The sequence below is a fragment of the Colwellia sp. 6M3 genome, assembly GCF_014077595.1.
GTDB lineage: Bacteria > Pseudomonadota > Gammaproteobacteria > Enterobacterales > Alteromonadaceae > Cognaticolwellia.
Genome location: NZ_JACGWF010000015.1, coordinates 1 through 17,256, shown reverse-complemented (window position 1 = coordinate 17,256; position 17,256 = coordinate 1). Strand labels below are relative to the sequence as shown.

Below are 17,256 nucleotides of genomic sequence, written 5' to 3'. Positions count from 1 at the left end.
TTTATTTTAGACACAGAAACTTGTTTTATTAATCTTCGCGTGTAACTCGCAATACTTCTTCGATGGTGGTTTCACCTAGCATGACTTTATCAAAGCCATCACGACGGATACTTGGTGTTGTAGTACGAATGAACTTTTCAATCGCCTGCTCGCCTTTACCGTTATGAATCAATTCTCGTACTTGCTCATCAACCACAATCAATTCATGAATACCTGTTCTGCCTCGGTAACCTTTAAAATTACACTCTTCACAACCTACCGCTTTATAAATTGGCGCATTATCGTCGTGACTTAATTGTAGTAATTTGCGTTCTTCCGCTGAAGTAGCGCAGCATTCGCGACAATGTGGACATAACGTTCTAACCAATCGTTGTGCTAATACACCTAATAGACTCGATGAAAGTAAGAAAGGTTCAACCCCCATATCTTCCATTCGTGTAATAGCGCCTGCAGCTGTATTAGTATGTAATGTAGATAAAACTAAATGCCCAGTTAAACTTGCTTGTACGCCAATTTGCGCAGTTTCTAAATCGCGAATCTCACCGACCATCACCACATCAGGATCTTGACGCAAAATTGCGCGTAAACCACGGGCAAAGGTCATATCAACTTTCGTATTGACTTGAGTTTGTCCAATACCTTCAATAGCGTATTCGATCGGATCTTCTACTGTTAAAATATTTCGTTCTTTGCTATCTATTTGGCTTAAGCCTGCATACAAAGTCGTACTTTTACCTGAGCCGGTTGGGCCTGTAACCAAAATAATGCCATGAGGCTTTTCAATTAAATCAGAAAAGCGCGCTCGGTTGCCATCGGTCATGCCTAAGTCTTGCAAGTCTAAACGGGTTGAATTTTTATCGAGTAAACGTAAAACTACTCGTTCACCATGTCCTGTAGGCATAGTTGAAACACGCACGTCTACTGCTCTACCCGCTATTCTTAGGGAAATACGACCATCTTGCGGAATACGTTTTTCAGCTATATCTAGCTTTGCCATTACCTTAATACGAGAAACCAGTAATGAAGCTAATTTACGGTTAGGTTTTAACACTTCACGTAAAACGCCATCGACACGAAAACGAATTTGTAGCGCTTGCTCAAAAGTTTCAATATGTATATCGGAAGCATTCTCTTTGATCGCTTCACTTAACATGGCATTGATTAGTTTAATAATCGGTGCATCGTCTTCGTTTTCTAATAAGTCTTCAGTTTCGGTCATTTCATCGGCAAGTGAATATAAATCAACTTCATTGCCAATATCTTCCATCATTTGTTGCGCTTCTGAAGAGTCTCGCTGGTATGAAATAGTAAGCAATTGTTCAAACTCTTCAGCACTTTTATAATCAAGTGTAAAAGGCGCTTTTAATACTCGGCGCACTTCTAGCAATACATCAGCATTGAGAGTGTCTGTGCAAACTAATCGTAATTCACCATGATCATTTGCGACCAATACACTATTACGTTTTGCAAAACCAAAAGGCAAACGATAACGAATACCTTCATCTGTAATAATGTCACTAACAGCGAGTGTTGATGAATCGTTAAGCGCAGTTTCGTTTTCACTTGCCGCAACAAAAGCTTGAGTTTCTGGATCGATATCGCTCATGGTTATTCGTTTTCATCCGATGATTTTTCATCACGCTTTTTCATATATTCATCAAACGACGGTGGTAATGACAATTGATCATTCCATTCAGGCAGAATAGGCAGTTTTTCATCAGACAATAACTCAAGACCATCTTCTTTCTTTTGAATTTCAAGCGCACGAATGAAGTTATATTTTTCTTTACTTAGATCATTCATTAACTTGCCATCACGCACAATAGTTGGACGTAAAAACACCATCAAATTACGCTTACGTTTGGTGTTGCTTGTTGATTTAAACAAGTGACCAATAAATGGAATATCGCCGAGGATAGGTACTTTTTGAACACTTTCTTGCACGTCTTCATCAATCAAACCACCTAGAATAACAGTCGCGCCGTCGTCAGCCATCACAGTGGTTTTAATTTCACGTTTGTTAATAGAGATATCAACACCTGTTGCACCGCTTACTGAAGATACTTCTTGCTCAATCGTTAATTGCACGCCACTGCCTTCGTTTATTTGCGGCGTAACTTTCAATTTAATACCAATTTCCTGACGTTCAACTGTTTGGAAAGGGTTACTGTTATTACTGCCGGTTTGAGCGCCCGTGATAATAGGAACTTCTTGACCAACAATAAAATATGCTTCTTCATTATCAAGGGTAGTAATACTTGGCGTAGACAATAAGTTCGAATTAGTATCAGAACTTACCGCTTGAATAATTGCGCCCCAATCATTTTTTACAATACCGAACAATGTACCACTGACTGAACCTAACACTTGAGCAGCTAAACTGTAGTCACCATCTGTATCAGGTTGATCAGGATTCACTGTAACCGCACCACTTTCTGACGTAACAGTAGAACCTAATGTACCCGGCGTAGACTGAGCAGCTTCAGCTGCTGCTGCAATTGAACTTATTGGTGTAACACCATTGGTAAATTGCGACATAGCTCCTGACTCGTGATACCACTGCACACCGAGGTTAACGCCATCACCTTCAAAAACTTCAACAATAATAGCTTCAATAAGCACTTGAGCACGACGAATATCTAATTGACGAATAACCGCTTCGAGTGAACGTAACATGTCAGGTTGAGCGGTAATAACAAGGGTGTTAGTGTCTTCATGAGCATCAATACTCACATTACGGGTTTTACTTTTTCGCGATGCAGTAGTGGTTGAAGATGATTCTGCTTCAATAGACTCGCTAACCCCTTGTAGCACTTTCACCATGTCTTCTGATTTTGCATACTTTAAATGATAAACGCGCGTGTTGCCGTTTGATTCAAGTTCACTATCTAAGCGCGAAACTAATCTTGCTACTCGTTCGCGGGCTTTAACTTCGCCACTGACAATAACGCTGTTAGTACGTTCATCAGCAACAATGGTAGGTATTAAAAATGTCGGTGTGCCAGCGCTTTTACCTTGGCCAGATTTATTCATTGCTTCAACTATGCGAACCATTTCGCCAGCCGATGCATATTTCAAGCTAATAATCTGTACGTCTTGGTCGCCCGCTTTATCCACTCGTTCAATAATTTGCACTAAGCGATTAACTACCGCGGCAGTACCAGTAAGCATAATAACGTTAGCAGGATCATAGTTAACTACGTTGCCGCCGCCTGCTTGATCTGATAATTGACGCAGTAAAGGTGTAAGTTCACGTACCGTAACGTTTTTAACTTCAACAACACGGGTGACCATTTCATCACCAGCACCTGGGTTTTCATTACCCACGACTGGAATAGAAGAGGTTTTCGCATCTTTATTACGAATAATTTTGACAACATTATTTTCCATTTCAACCGCAGAGAAGCCATAAACCTCTAAAACGTTTAAGAAAAATTGATAATATTGCTTTTCAGTTAGTAAGTCATAACTACGTACATTAACTTTGCCGCGAACGTTGGGATCAACGATCATGGTTTTTTGCAAATTTTTACCAACAATGTTGATAAATTCTGCTATTTCTGTGCCTTTGAAATTTGGAGAATATTCAGCCGCATTTATATTTGCAGAGAGCAAAACACTATTGAGTAAAACTGCAGTAACAACCCCGGTAAGGCTTCGCTTATACCAAGGTGCGCTTAATAATTTGCGCATTTATTATTCCTTTTATTCTAATTATCTATACTGAAAAGTATTTGTGTCATGTCACCATTACGATCAAGTAACAGCGAAACTTCGCGTTGTTCTCTTAAAGATTTTAGTGCCTGAGCGGCTTCTCGAGGCTCAGTCAAATCAAAACCATTCATTTGTACTGCTACATCCCCTGACTTCAGACCAGCACTTTGGAAAAAAGTTGGATCTTTCGCCGGCATTAATTGATAGCCAGTAATTTTGCCATTTTCTCGTTTCGGCGAAATTTTCAAATAATCGGTAATGTTACCTGGGTCACTCTCTAAATCATCTTTTAATGACTGAGTCACTTTAGCGAGTGATTTATTATTACGCTGATCGACAACATTGGGCGATGTTAATTGCAATGACGTTTTAGTACGTTGAGGTCCTGATTTTTGTTTATAGTCTGGCTGAGATGGCTTGACGTTTTTATCAAATATTAATCCTTCAAACATCAAAGTTTCAAATCCGCCTGACACTTTTAAAATAACTCTGTCGTTAAAAACATTTTCTAACGTTGCCCTAGTGCCTTTGATGTTCTCACCAATACTGTAAGTTTCTTGTCTGCCTGAGCTTTCGATTACCGCAGCGGCGGTCGCTTTATCGCTACTAGCAACCACACCTGACAAAATTAGCTTTAAACGTGTTTCGGGGGCATCTTCAACAACTTCCTCAACACGCTCTACTTTTTGTTGAGAGAAAGCCCCGAAGAGATTTAATGATTGAATGGCTTTGACGTCGATTTGCTTTTTCGGTGTTGATGAAACAGCTGCTGAACCATTTAATGTTACATTAGCACTTTGCGTTGACTTAGATAAACCTAGCCAAGTTATTTGTGCACACAAAAAAGCGATATAGCAAAGCAGTACCAAAATAATTACTTGAGTAATTTTTCGTTGTGGTAGCTTGGAAAGCTGTTCAGGCGCGCTTGATAGGTTATTCAACAATGTCATTTTTTATCGTTTTTTTATTATCTTCAAATTTCAATTCGCTTTGATGATACTTGACCAATCGCTCTGCAACAAGATGTCATATTCTTTTTTAACTATAATTAGTTAACAAAATGTAAAGAAATGCATTCGAACTAGCGAAAATGCAGCCATTATGTTAACTTTCCGAAAATTTAAAATGCCGTTATAGAGTATAATTAAAACCATGAATAAACCTCATGATAATGATGCACTAAGTAATCAGTCCACCCGTTTAGACAAGTGGTTATGGGCGGCGCGCTTTTATAAAACACGAGCCATTGCAAAGCAGATGATTGATGGCGGCAAAGTGTTTTATAATGGTCAGCGTAGCAAGTCTGGTAAAGCCGTAGTTTTAGGTGATCGCATTACTATAAGACAAGGTTTTGAAGAAAAGCATGTCATTGTTATCGCGTTGGCTGATAAACGCCGTGATGCAACTTTTGCACAAACACTTTACCAAGAAACAACTGAAAGCATTGAAACGCGCGAAAAAAATAATTTAGCTCGCAAGCAAGGTATTTTACTTAGCCCCGCCAGCGACACTAAACCCGATAAGAAACAACGTCGACAAATTCGACATTTAAAAGAAAGGATATAAACAGTGGCTATGCAAAAAGATATTTTAAATCGCTATTTATTTGACAACCTACACGCGCGAGGAGAATTGGTAAACTTAAGCCAAACCTTCCAAGATATTGTTGCTTTACATGATTACCCGCAAGGTGTGAAGCAATTGCTCGGTGAGTTAGTCGCTGCCACTTGCCTATTAACCGCAACATTAAAGTTTGAAGGTGAAATTGCCGTACAACTTCAAGGTGACGGCCCAATAGGTTACTTAGCTGTAAACGGCAACAATCATCAAGAAATGCGTGGCATTGCCCGTATGGCGAGTGAAACCAATGCTACAGCCCTTAAAGATCTCATTGGCAAGGGCAATATGGTGATTACCATACGTCCAACTAACGGCGAACCTTATCAAGGTGTTGTTGCCCTTGAGCAAGATACTTTAGCTGAATGCTTAGAGCATTATTTTGAGGTATCAGAGCAAATACCTACCAAAATATGGCTATTTACCGATGAGAAAACGTCACAAATTGCAGGTACATTAATTCAATTACTGCCTGACAGTGGCGATAAAGAGCAGCAAGAAGCCGATTTCGAACATTTATGCCAATTAACCAATACCATTAAATCTGAAGAAATATTTTCATTAGCTAGTGAAGACTTGCTATACCGATTGTATCATCAAGAAGAAGTAAGATTATTTGAACCACAAGCTGTTAGTTATAAATGTAGCTGCTCTGAAGATAAGTGCTTAAGTACTATTTCTCAAATTGAACCTAGTGAGTTGGAAAGTATCATTGCTGAACAAGGCAGTGTGTCGATGACCTGTGATTACTGCATGACAACTTATCAATTTGAACGACCTCAATTAGCTCAATTTATTAATGGTACAACACATTAAATAAGCTTTAGTTTGTAATTAACTTTTGATAGCCAAAAAATCTTTGGCTATCAAAATTAAACCACTTAATTTTCTTGCGACACATCGAAAATAATTTCCTCTTAGTAAACTCCCCTCTAAAGTTCACAACGTTAATATTAATAAAACGGTTTTATTTTATACATTTGTAACTATTGTTTAATTAATCTCGTTTAAAACTTGGAAAATTATCTATTCATATACTTTAATTCTACTTAGTTCATTTAACTAAAGAGGTCATTCTGTAAACACAATTTTCCATTTTAAACGTTGAATTAAATTTTATCGCAAACCTTTGCTGACAATATATTTACATTATTTTTACATGTGGTATGTTTAATCGTCGCATTTTTGTGATTTTTTGAAATGTTCTCAGTTCCAAAAATTTTTAAGTAAAAACATAAAAGCATTTGATAACAAAAATTTAAGTATTTTATATCAGCTAAAAACAATTAAATGCGCTACAAAAGGCGCAAAGGAGATTCTCAGTGAGAAACAAAGTCGCATTAGCTGTTTCAACAGCATTAATGACCGTATCATTAAGTTCGATGGCCAGTATTAATGATGCTCGTCAAGCCATTGAAGCATCAGCACCTAACAAGGCTAAAAGCTCAGTAAACAGCTCAGTTGCTCAAAAATTCTTTTTTGAAGCTGATTTAGCCCAAGGTCAATATACTTATATTGTTCGCTTAAATGATATGGCACTAGCTACCTATGACGGTAGTATCGCTGGACTTGCTGCAACAAACCCAAAAGTAGCAAAAAAAGAACTATTTGCTAAATTAATTAATAGCAAGATGTCATCTCAACAAGTTCGTAATGCATTACGTTTAGATACGAAATCGAAAGAAGCGGTACAATACGCCAACTTCCTTGAGAACAAACAACAAGATTTCCTAACACAAGCTGCTAGTGTAATTGGTAAAAAAGCAGAAGTACTATTCAGTTACAAAAATGCCATTAATGGTATGGCTTTGCGCTTAACACAGGCAGAAGCTGCACAACTATCGACACTAAGTGGTGTTGCATTTGTTGAGCGTGAGCGCATGGAACAAATGGATACTGACACTGGCCCAATCCACATTGGTGCTACGCAAGTATGGCAAGGCGAAGGCCCATCAGGGCTTAATATGGGTGAAGGTGTAATCATTGGTGTAATTGACAGTGGTATCAACTCTGATCATGCTTCATTTGCAGATGTTGGTGGTGATGGTTATGACCACACCAACCCATGGGGTGCTGGCGTATACGCTGGTGATTGTGCCGGCGATTTTGCATCTATGTGTAATGATAAATTAATAGGTGTTCACTCATACTCTGTAATTACTGATCTTTATGATGACGTTAATGTGTTTGGTGAAACTCCTCCTGCAAAAAATGGTGAAGATTACGGCGGACATGGCTCTCACACTGCTAGTACTGCTGGTGGTAACATTATAAAAAATGCTCCTTTAGTTACTGGAGAGAATGGCGTTGCTGAAAGTGATGGTATCGTCAATGAAACATTCTCATTCGACCAAATTTCTGGTGTAGCACCTCACGCAAATATTGTTGCTTATCAAATTTGTCGCCCGGGTGATCAAGGAGATACTTATTCAGGTTGTCCTGGTGCCGCAATTATTGCTGCATTAGACGATGCTGTTACTGATGGTGTTGATGTACTTAACTACTCTATAAGTGGTGGTGGTAACCCTTGGAGAAGTTCAACTGAACTTGGTTTTCTAGCCGCTCAAGAGGCCGGAATATTCTCTGCAGTTTCAGCAGGTAATGGTGGCCCAGATCCTTATACAACAGCGAAAAGCGCACCTTGGTATACTGTTGTAGGCGCCTCTACACATGGTAGAACATTAGACACATCTCTTAGTTTTAATGATGCTGACTATGTTTTTGTTAACGGTACAGGTCCAGCAATCAGTGAAGTATTTTCAGCAACTCCAATTGCTGCTATTGATGTTGATGCAGCAAACTTTACAGGCTGTAACGCATTTGCCGAAGACGCATTTAAAGATGCAATTGCATTAATTAGCCGTGGAGCATGTTCTTTTTCCGATAAAGTAACTAATGCCACAGCAGCTGGCGCTTCTGGCGTAGTAGTTTATAACAATGATGGTGCACCATTCACTATGGGTGCATTAGAAACAACGACTATTCCTGCAGTAATGATTTCTGAAGATGATGGTGCGTTAGTATTAGCTGATTTAGCTGAAAACCCAGCAATGACACTAACTATTGACCCAGCAATTACATTAAATGTAGGACAAGCTGATGATATGGCTGACTTCTCTTCAAGAGGGCCTAATGGTTCTGTTGCAGATATCATGTCACCTTCTGTAACTGCTCCAGGTGTATCTATATATGCAGCATACTCGGATCAGCAATATGGTCACGATGTTACAGGTACATCTCCTTCTGATTATGCCTTTTTACAAGGTACTTCAATGTCAGCGCCACATACTTCTGGCGCCGGTGCAGTATTAAAATCTGCACACCCTACATGGACACCAGATAATATTCGTTCAGCATTAATGTTGACAGCTGTCACTGATGTTCGTAAAGAAGATGGTGTTACACCTGCCGATGTATTTGACATGGGTTCTGGTAGCATTCGCGTGAACTTAGCAACAAATACAGGTTTACTGATGGATGAAACGTTTGCTAACTACATGAAAGCAGACCCAGCGGTTGCCGGTATTCCTTTATCGTTAAACATCCCATCGATGACTAACACTAAGTGTATCGATACATGTACTTGGACTCGTACATTTACAGCAACTAAAGATGCAAGTTGGACAGTTACAGCAAATACACCTGCCATAGCACCAGTAGCTCCTTCAACAACGCCAACTCCTAACGATATGGCACTAACAGTTTCGCCAACAAGCTTTGATATTAAAGCTGGTGAAACACAAACCATTACAGTTACTGCTGATGTTACTGAAGCTGACGTTAATGTATGGAACTTTGGTGATGTTACATTGACTTCTGCCGGTATTCCAGATGCTAGGTTACCTGTATTGGTTCAAGTAGCAGGAAATAATTTACCAACAGAAGCTGCAGTGGTAGCTAACCGTTCTGAAGGTTCAATTTCTTATACAGGTCTTCAATCAAAAGACTTAACAGGGACAATTACCGCTACGACATACGAAGCACAAGTAATTAGTGAAGAAGCACTGGAAGTGGAAGACGGTGGTTTTGACTTCTTTACAGTTACCTTTACTGACGTGGTACCTCTAGCAGTATTCTCAACTAGTTCTGATGAAGCTCCTGATGCGGATTTACGTATTTTAAACTCACTATTTCAAAATATCGGTTCAAGTGGTTCTGGTGGTTCGAATGAATTAGTATCTATCAGAAACCTGCCTGCGGATACTTATTATGTTGTAGTAGATGCCTATACTGCATCTGCACCAGGTGCTGTTGATACAGTGAATGTGAAAGTTTCTACAACAGACTTAGTGGAAACATCAATCAGTGAAGTAGCTACAACATCAATAGTTCAAAATGAAACTAATTTTGACCTATCGCTAAGTTGGACTGGCGCTGTAGATAACACTGCAGGTTTGATTGAAATAAAAGACGCTGACACGAATATTATATTGCCTTGGTCAATCACTTTAGGCGAGTCAGATGTTATTAATAATGTATCTTCAGATCTTGAAAATGGTGTTCAAACAATGACACCAGGTGAAGCGCAGTCAGTTTCTTTTGATATTGCAGCTAACTTCACAAACGAAGACAAGGTATATACTTTAACCGCAGATGTAACAGCAGGACATGAGATTACAAACGTGAACAATGATGGCGTTGTTACAGATAACACTATTACTTGGACAATAACTCGTGCTGTTGGTATGTCTACAGACATGATTTCTGTTGGTTTTGACTTAATTCCTCGTACAGCAAGCACGAATAATGAAGTGATGTTATCTAATACTTTGGGTAGTAATACTATGATGTCAACATATAGCTTTGGTGTTGTTGAAGTAGCACCGGTAGCTGTAATCTCAGGTCTTAATACTACAACTGAAGGAAGTTCATTAACTGTTAATGCTACTAACTCTACTGATGCAAATGCTGATGCCCTAACTTATGAATGGGTACAACTTTCTGGTACGCCAGTTAGTTACAACCCTAGCGCTTCATCGTTTAGTTTTAATGCACCTAAAGTTGATAAAGACGAAACAATATCTTTCCAACTAACTGTTGATGATGGTAACGGTAATACAAACACTACTGTAGCTTCAGCTTCAATTGTTAATAAGAAAGAAAGTGGTTCATTTGGTTGGTTAATGTTGTTACTAACGCCAATGTTATTTACACGTCGTAAAAAAGTGTAATTTAATAACCTAAGCTTTCTTTTAGAAAGCTGATAAAATCAAAAGCCATCAACATAATGTTGATGGCTTTTTTAATGTCTTGTTGAATTTCCATATTAAACCTCCCTGCTATCTCCGCTCATAATAATCTGCTAGAAAATTTATCTGTATTAATTTTTCGACATAACTTAATTTATGCTTCACAGGAAATTAAAGTTTAAATTGCATAACCAATGGTAATAGCTTTTGCGAATAGTCTTAATTGTGGTTCATAAACAAAGCTCTACGTTTTTTAATACTAAGCTATCTGTATTTGAATAGATCACAACATTTAAACCGAAAGCGACTAAGCACATTAATAATAATTCTTAACAGTAGATTAAATGCACCATTCACATAACAAAAATTATAGAATTATAGAATTATAGAATTATAAGTAAGGTAATCATTGAAGGTCATAAGCCACTGATTTTAAGCTTATCTGGTTAAATCGATACATTTCCTGCAGCTCAACCTAAAGTAAGTTATTTGTCGCTTAACCTGCTCTTTTGAGCGACAAAATACTGGCTCAAGTGAATAGTATTTAATGATAAACAACGAATTTTAGACGAAAAAAAAGCAGAGCTGATTATTCAGTTCTGCTTTTGGTTGTACTAAGTTAACGCTTTAAAAATGAATAGTGGTACCAAGAAATACACCATCAAATTCAATGTTAGTGTATAGATCATTTAAGTCGTCTAGCTCTAACTTAACGGCACGGTAGCCAGCATTAATATTTACATCTACAGCAAGGTTGTCAATAAGCTCATAGCTTACGCCAACTTCATAGTCGTAAAGTGTATGGTCATCAATTGATAGGAAATTACCTTGTGCATAAAGGTTTAAGCCTGTTAAAGGCAAGCCAACATTAGTTCTAGCGTACAACATTGGTACAATTTCAGTGACTGATACACGACCTGACGTAGAGCCTTGACTTGCTTGTGCCGATACCGTTACATCGCCGTCAAAATCACGCCCGGTTAAACCAAAATCAAATGAAATTAGGTCATTGTCAAATAACTCATAATAGAGTGTGTAATCGACATAACTAATATTGAAGTCAGCATTAACATTAGTATTTTCACTAAACGTTTGACCGTCAAATTCGAATTCAGTGTTTAGTGTTGTACTGCCTTCAGTTTCTAAAGTGGTAGAAGCTATACGTATATTTGGAATTAATGGTACAGGGTGCTCAAACGCGATAAAAAAACTGTTTTGTGTTTGGTCAGCTAAATTAAAATCAACTTGAGAGCTACCATCGCCAAATGTTCCTGAAGCTTGGTTATCCCAAATTTGTCCACCCAAGTAAATACCTAAAGCATCCGCTTGAACATTAGTTGATAAAATCGATGCGAGAGTTACTGCTAGCGCTATTTTTTTCATGTTTTATTACCCTTGACTCAATAAGTCATTTAAATCAATCAGTGCCGCATTCGCACGTGATATATAATTAGCCATTACCAAAGAATGATTTGCAAGTATGCCAAAACCATCGCCATTTAAAACCATTGGACTCCACATTGACTCTTGGCTTGCTTCAAGCTCGCGAATAATTTGTTGCACACTAACTTTGGCATTTTTCTGCTCGAGTACATCTTTAAAGTCAATTTCTATGGCTTTTAAAAAATGTAACAAGGCCCAACAAGCGCCTCGTGCTTCGTAAAACTCATTATCAATATCCCACCAACTTGTTTTCAACTGCATACTGGCTGAGCCTAATGTTGATTGTTTCGCGACTCTATCGCCAGCGAGGTCAACATTAATTTGTTCTCGACCAACACTTGCACTTAAACGTTGAGAATAACTTCCTAAACGCTTTGTTGCTTCTTGTATCCAGCCGCGCAAGTTATCAGAACGCGCGTAAAACTGAGCCGATTGATTGTTAACTTGAGATAAGGCTTTTCTGTATGCGTATAGCTCATTAATTGCTTTTTGGTATTCACCTTCAGCACTTGGAATAGCCCAACTTGTATGATCAATATTGAATTGTGGTTGTGCTACTTTTAAATTTTTATTTTCTGCTGATTGAGACTGTGAACGGCTAAACTCTTGACGCATTACAAGCGCCATATCTCTTATCATTTCCAGTGCACCAAACTCCCACGCTGGAATATTATCTAAAAATACTGAAGGGGGAAGTGCGTCATTAGCCAAGTAACCACCAGGCTTATTTAACAAGGTTTCAGTGACGCGAATAAGTGTTGTAGTTGTAGTATAGCCTACAACAGGGGTAACACCGTCGGCAGTCGCTGCTTTAGTAACCTCCGCACGAATATCGAATTGTTCAGGCTCAAAGCTCCAATAAACGCCAAGTAGATACAGCAAAAAAAATAATGCTAAAAATCCTGAAATGACAGCTTTTGTCGAGATATTAACTTTCATAACTACTCCTTACTAATGGTGATGGTGTTTTTTCTGCTTAAGACCTTGAACAGTATAATTTACTTCGAGGCTAGATTGATTGTCAAAATGCAGGGTAATAATAACTTTTTCTTTTGCTTTTAGAGGCTCTTTTAAATTAAAAATCATTAAATGAAAACCTGAAGGCTGAAAAACAGTACTATTGTTAGCTAAAATGTCTACATAATCACGTTGGCGCATGCGCATTAAGCCATCAACCATAGTATGCTGATGAATTTCAATACGCTCGCTCACTTCGCTTGATGCAGAAACAAGACGAGTATCTGTTGATGATAAGTTTTTTATTGTCATATAAGCTGAAGAAATAGACGTGCCGGGAATACTCTCCCTCACATACCCATCTTCAACTGATATCTCATTAACCTCATTAGCGAACACTTCGTTGGATAACGAAATATTCAATAAAATTAACCATGATATTACTGGTAAAAATATATTCCTCATAAGCTGCTATACATCCTTTTTATCCATATTATGATTCTTAATCACTATTGTAACTAAGCTTGAGCTAAATGGATAACTTAATTATAAGTTCAAATATGAAGAGGGTTCACACGCAAGCATTGATAGAAGAAATCATGACAATTAAAGCTGAACTATTTAAACGCTTAGTCAGTACCAAAAACAGTAAATCGATACTCTCTAACTTTTTAAAATCCGTCGTTAATAAGTGCTCTTTATAAACTTAGGTTGTGTTAGCGAGTATTTCGATTTTGTTTTGTGTTTTACTTGGTCGTGGTACTAAAACTAACAATGTACCGGGCGTTTATCTCGTGCAAGTAACCAAATAACGCCGGCAATTAAAAATACAGGCCAAAAGACCCCAACCAATAACATGGCACCGCCGCCTAGCACTAACATAGCAACAAATATTATTGAGCCGAATACACTCATCGCGATAGCAAAAGCCACCAAAACAAGTAATACAACCACCAAGGCAGAAACACTAATCGCCTTTAAAGGTTCAATGACTTGCTCCCCCATATAAATATCAACATCAAGTAGCTCTATAAAACTGACGCCTAAAACGTACGTTAAAAATATTGTGGCGAAAATGGCTAAACATAATGATTTAAAAAACGACATACCTTACTCCCCTGCATGTTAAAAAACTTTAAACCTTGTTAGGTATTAATAATGTTGCCACTATATATGCTACGCCTGTGGCAGCTGGAAACATTAATAACGCAACGATGGCACCTACCCTTACCGCTAAACGAGGTAGGTTATAATGCCTCGCTAATCCACCGCAAACACCTGATAACTTTTTATGCGTTAGGTCTTTTGTTAAGGTTTTGTGAACTGAATATTCTCGGTCGTAACTCATGATTTACTCCTTTTAAATTTGTGAAATTTATACAGCACATAAATATCAGTAGTGCTCAGTATAAAATTAAGCGAGGGTGTTATACCTATAACACCCTAAGCAAACTTAACCGTTAGCAACTTTCTGCTTTAATTGTTCAAGCTCTTGCTCTATGTTTTCATCATTTTCTAGCTCACGAAATTGACTATTTAAATCATTTGACGAAGTCATATCGTAAGCTTCAACTTCGGCTTCAACACGGTCAATTTTTTGCTGGTAACGTTCAAATTTATTAATCGCTTCATCAATATTATGAATAACCGCTTTTTCACGCACTTTTAAGCGTACTTCTGCAGATTGCTGGCGAATAGCAAATGCTTCTTGCTTGCGCTTTGCCTCCGTCAATTTATCTTGCAAACGTTGGCTATCTTGTTGCACTGCAGATAAGTACTCATCAATTTGCACTAACTCTTCATTAAATTCGGCTAGTTTTTGTGTACAACTTTGCTTTTCAATCAACGCTGACTTAGCTAAGTCTTCACGCCCTTTACTTAACGCCAATTCTGCTTTTGTTTTCCAGCTATTAGCACGACACTCCATTTCGTGAATACTGCGCATGACCGTTTTCTTTTCTGCAATATACTTGGCCGCTGCTGAGCGCACCTCAACCAAAGTTTCTTCCATTTCATTAATGATCAACTTGATCATTTTTTCTGGCTCTTCTGCTTTATCTAACATTGCATTAATGTTGGCGTTAATAATGTCTGTAAACCTTGAAAACATACCCATAATTTTTTCTCCTATTAATACTTTGAAGTTTTTTGTTTTAGTAAATTAGATTCTTTTTGCTTTATAACCGCTGCTAACTCCTGAGTTTCCATCATGCTATATCGCATTGAAAAACGGTTTAGTTCAGCTTTGATTGAATGTGCTAGCCCTGCAGATAAATCATTCAGCACCTTTTGTCCTTGTGCCTGTACTGTTGCTGCTAAACTTTGCTCTAAAGAAGCCTCTTGTGCTGAAGCCGTGGTAGTAAGTAGCAACGTACAAGATAATAAAACGGTGCTTAATACTTGTTTAGTTTGTAATAGTTTCATTATTAATATCCTTATGTGAGTAACATGAAGTGTTATTAATTAACGCATCATGTTGGTAACTGATATTACTATTACAAGTGCTGTGCCAAGTAGATAAAAAACAGTAAGACGCTGTTATTTATGATTTTATTTTGAGCTCACATTTACCAATCAAAATAAGACATATTATGTCGAACTAATATTTAGTCAATATGGCCACTAAGGTTAGTAAAATTGACCATTGAATTAACTAAAATATTTAAGGGGAGAAAGAAGTGTTTTTTGCTATGGCAAGAGCTAAATAGTTTATTGATTATTTGATGACAAGTTCATCAAACCTTATATTTCATTTATTTATTAATAAGTGAATAAAAGTTAAGCACTGTAAGTACATTATTACAGTGCTTATTAGTCAGAGTTTTTCGAAAAGCGTTTATATGTAGATTGGTTAGTAAAAGTTATGTCTTATTTTTTATCAAGTAGAGGTTACAACTTCGGTATGAGTTAATGATCCCCATTCACTCCATGAACCGTCGTAAACCCTAACGTCTTTAATGTTGACAATATCTGCCGCTAAAGCCAACACACAAGCCGTAACACCAGAACCACAAGTCATTATCATGGCTTTCTTATCGGTATTGATATCAGTAAATATCTCTGCTAATTCATCAGGTGATTTTAACCGGCCATGCGTTAATAAGTCATTGTAAGGTAAGTTTTTTGCGTTCGGCATATGGCCACTTCGAACTCCTGATCGAGGCTCTGCATCTGCTCCTGTAAATCGGCGGTTTGCACGTGCGTCGAGTATCAGGTTAACTTGAGAGCGAGTTTGCGCTTCAACGTCTTGCCAGTTACAAAAAAAATCAACCTGCGCTTTAGCACCAAAGTTTCCAGCCACTACCTTGGGAGTATCATCAATAAAATTGGAACGTTCATCAATGGGCTTTTTAAGTTTAAGCCAATATGGCAAACCGCCGTCTAATACAGCGATATTTTTATGTCCCATTGCCCTAAACATATACCAAGCTCGCGCGGCTGAAAATAAGCCCAAATCATCGTAAACCACAATTTGGCTTTGCTGATTAATACCTAATGCTTTCGCAGCTTGTTCAAAATGTTCTGAGGTTGGCATGGTATGTGGAAGTGTACTAATGGGATCAGAGAAGTCTTTATTTAAGTCGAAGCGACGAGCACTTGGAATACGGTATTCTGGCCAACTATTTTCTGGTGCTGCCATGTTACCCACTGGAGGAATACTAGCATCGAGGATCACTAGGTTTTCACTGCCAAGTATAGCGTGTAAATCTACGCAGGAAATCAATTGCTGAAAATACGTCATAAGCTAGACCTAATAATTTTACCTTGAAACGATAAAGCAAAATTAGCTGAGATCTCACACAAAGTACAGTATTTATAGTGAAGGAGTTTGAGCGGTAATAAACATATAAAGTGTAAATGGCAAAAATACTTAAAAGAAGCTTATCGACTTGCCATTATTATAAAAATAGCGATAAAAATGATATTTTAAAATGAAGGCTATGCCTTAAACAGTAAAGCTTATTTACCTTGCTCTAATCTAGCAACAATAAATGAGGTCGCCAGCAAACAAACACCGGGTAACATAAACAATGTAAATAACATGGTTAAACTTGGCATTGTATCAATCCTTTTAGGCTGTATTTAACACTCTATTTTTAAAGTGCTACTTATATAAGTTGCTTAAACACTAACAAAGGTTGTGCCAAGGATCGAAAAAAACACTAAACCACTGTTTTAATGGTAAATTTATTTTTATGAAGATAATAAAATGCAGTGTTACTTTATTGATAAAACTGCGATGTGGTTAAATTTACTAATTTATAGCGAAATTTATAGCGAAATTTATGACAAAGAATTAAGCCATAATAAAAAGCAATTACATGGAGTATTTAAG

General features: G+C 37.7%; 14 protein-coding genes. 3 read left to right on the top strand and 11 right to left on the bottom strand.

What is annotated here, in order from left to right:
- Window positions 1-28: 28 nt before the first annotated feature.
- Genes gspE through gspC form a run of 3 tightly spaced genes read right to left on the bottom strand, consistent with a single transcriptional unit; the run spans window position 29 to window position 4,664 of the window.
- Complete coding sequence (gene gspE / locus H4J50_RS05170) at window positions 29-1,606, bottom strand: type II secretion system ATPase GspE (protein WP_259366166.1); 1,578 nt, start codon at window positions 1,604-1,606, stop codon at window positions 29-31.
- Between the two features lie 2 nt (window positions 1,607-1,608).
- Window positions 1,609-3,693: a type II secretion system secretin GspD gene (gspD, locus tag H4J50_RS05165; RefSeq protein ID WP_182254863.1), complete on the bottom strand. Its 2,085-nt coding sequence runs from the start codon at window positions 3,691-3,693 to the stop codon at window positions 1,609-1,611.
- A gap of 17 nt (window positions 3,694-3,710) precedes the next feature.
- The gene (gene gspC / locus H4J50_RS05160; RefSeq protein WP_182254862.1) at window positions 3,711-4,664 is read right to left on the bottom strand and encodes a type II secretion system protein GspC; all 954 of its coding nucleotides are present in this window, start codon (window positions 4,662-4,664) and stop codon (window positions 3,711-3,713) included.
- A gap of 202 nt (window positions 4,665-4,866) precedes the next feature.
- Between gspC and hslR the strand changes: the two genes are divergently transcribed.
- From hslR to H4J50_RS05145, 3 genes are all read left to right on the top strand, one after another.
- Window positions 4,867-5,280, top strand: a complete 414-nt coding sequence (gene hslR, locus H4J50_RS05155) for a ribosome-associated heat shock protein Hsp15 (protein ID WP_182254861.1) — start codon at window positions 4,867-4,869, stop codon at window positions 5,278-5,280.
- A 9-nt stretch (window positions 5,281-5,289) separates the two neighbouring features.
- Window positions 5,290-6,147 carry an Hsp33 family molecular chaperone HslO gene (gene hslO / locus H4J50_RS05150; protein WP_182254915.1) on the top strand — a complete coding sequence of 286 codons (858 nt, stop codon included), beginning with the start codon at window positions 5,290-5,292 and terminating at the stop codon, window positions 6,145-6,147.
- Between the two features lie 506 nt (window positions 6,148-6,653).
- On the top strand, window positions 6,654-10,502 hold the full coding sequence (locus H4J50_RS05145) for a S8 family serine peptidase (RefSeq protein ID WP_182254860.1): 3,849 nt from the start codon (window positions 6,654-6,656) through the stop codon (window positions 10,500-10,502).
- Window positions 10,503-11,147: 645 nt separating this feature from the next.
- Here H4J50_RS05145 and H4J50_RS05140 read toward each other — a convergent pair.
- From H4J50_RS05140 to H4J50_RS05105, 8 genes are all read right to left on the bottom strand, one after another.
- Window positions 11,148-11,903 carry a TIGR04219 family outer membrane beta-barrel protein gene (locus H4J50_RS05140; protein WP_182254859.1) on the bottom strand — a complete coding sequence of 252 codons (756 nt, stop codon included), beginning with the start codon at window positions 11,901-11,903 and terminating at the stop codon, window positions 11,148-11,150.
- A gap of 6 nt (window positions 11,904-11,909) precedes the next feature.
- Entirely contained in the window at window positions 11,910-12,902 is a 993-nt protein-coding gene (locus tag H4J50_RS05135; protein WP_108454852.1) for a DUF2333 family protein, read from the bottom strand.
- 12 nt (window positions 12,903-12,914) lie between these two features.
- Window positions 12,915-13,385: a copper chaperone PCu(A)C gene (locus tag H4J50_RS05130; RefSeq protein ID WP_182254858.1), complete on the bottom strand. Its 471-nt coding sequence runs from the start codon at window positions 13,383-13,385 to the stop codon at window positions 12,915-12,917.
- 303 nt (window positions 13,386-13,688) lie between these two features.
- Complete coding sequence (locus tag H4J50_RS05125; RefSeq protein WP_108454850.1) at window positions 13,689-14,027, bottom strand: hypothetical protein; 339 nt, start codon at window positions 14,025-14,027, stop codon at window positions 13,689-13,691.
- 28 nt (window positions 14,028-14,055) lie between these two features.
- Window positions 14,056-14,268, bottom strand: coding sequence for a PspC domain-containing protein (locus H4J50_RS05120; RefSeq protein WP_108454849.1), 213 nt, complete (start codon window positions 14,266-14,268; stop codon window positions 14,056-14,058).
- Window positions 14,269-14,373: 105 nt separating this feature from the next.
- The gene (gene pspA, locus H4J50_RS05115) at window positions 14,374-15,036 is read right to left on the bottom strand and encodes a phage shock protein PspA (protein ID WP_108454848.1); all 663 of its coding nucleotides are present in this window, start codon (window positions 15,034-15,036) and stop codon (window positions 14,374-14,376) included.
- A 14-nt stretch (window positions 15,037-15,050) separates the two neighbouring features.
- Complete coding sequence (locus H4J50_RS05110; RefSeq protein ID WP_108454847.1) at window positions 15,051-15,344, bottom strand: hypothetical protein; 294 nt, start codon at window positions 15,342-15,344, stop codon at window positions 15,051-15,053.
- Window positions 15,345-15,798: 454 nt separating this feature from the next.
- Window positions 15,799-16,662 (bottom strand): sulfurtransferase, encoded by an 864-nt coding sequence (locus H4J50_RS05105; RefSeq protein WP_182254857.1) that lies wholly within the window; start codon window positions 16,660-16,662, stop codon window positions 15,799-15,801.
- Between the last annotated feature and the right edge of the window lie 594 nt (window positions 16,663-17,256).

Bases quoted from the DNA above. Each gene is read 5' to 3' on its own strand.
- gspC (WP_182254862.1), bottom strand. From the start codon at position 4,664: ATGACATTGTTGAATAACCTATCAAGCGCGCCTGAACAGCTTTCCAAG.
- gspE (WP_259366166.1), bottom strand. From the start codon at position 1,606: ATGAGCGATATCGATCCAGAAACTCAAGCTTTTGTTGCGGCAAGTGAA.
- gspD (WP_182254863.1), bottom strand. From the start codon at position 3,693: ATGCGCAAATTATTAAGCGCACCTTGGTATAAGCGAAGCCTTACCGGG.
- H4J50_RS05130 (WP_182254858.1), bottom strand. From the start codon at position 13,385: ATGAGGAATATATTTTTACCAGTAATATCATGGTTAATTTTATTGAAT.
- H4J50_RS05140 (WP_182254859.1), bottom strand. From the start codon at position 11,903: ATGAAAAAAATAGCGCTAGCAGTAACTCTCGCATCGATTTTATCAACT.
- hslR (WP_182254861.1), top strand. From the start codon at position 4,867: ATGAATAAACCTCATGATAATGATGCACTAAGTAATCAGTCCACCCGT.
- hslO (WP_182254915.1), top strand. From the start codon at position 5,290: ATGCAAAAAGATATTTTAAATCGCTATTTATTTGACAACCTACACGCG.
- H4J50_RS05135 (WP_108454852.1), bottom strand. From the start codon at position 12,902: ATGAAAGTTAATATCTCGACAAAAGCTGTCATTTCAGGATTTTTAGCA.
- pspA (WP_108454848.1), bottom strand. From the start codon at position 15,036: ATGGGTATGTTTTCAAGGTTTACAGACATTATTAACGCCAACATTAAT.
- H4J50_RS05120 (WP_108454849.1), bottom strand. From the start codon at position 14,268: ATGAGTTACGACCGAGAATATTCAGTTCACAAAACCTTAACAAAAGAC.
- H4J50_RS05105 (WP_182254857.1), bottom strand. From the start codon at position 16,662: ATGACGTATTTTCAGCAATTGATTTCCTGCGTAGATTTACACGCTATA.
- H4J50_RS05125 (WP_108454850.1), bottom strand. From the start codon at position 14,027: ATGTCGTTTTTTAAATCATTATGTTTAGCCATTTTCGCCACAATATTT.
- H4J50_RS05110 (WP_108454847.1), bottom strand. From the start codon at position 15,344: ATGAAACTATTACAAACTAAACAAGTATTAAGCACCGTTTTATTATCT.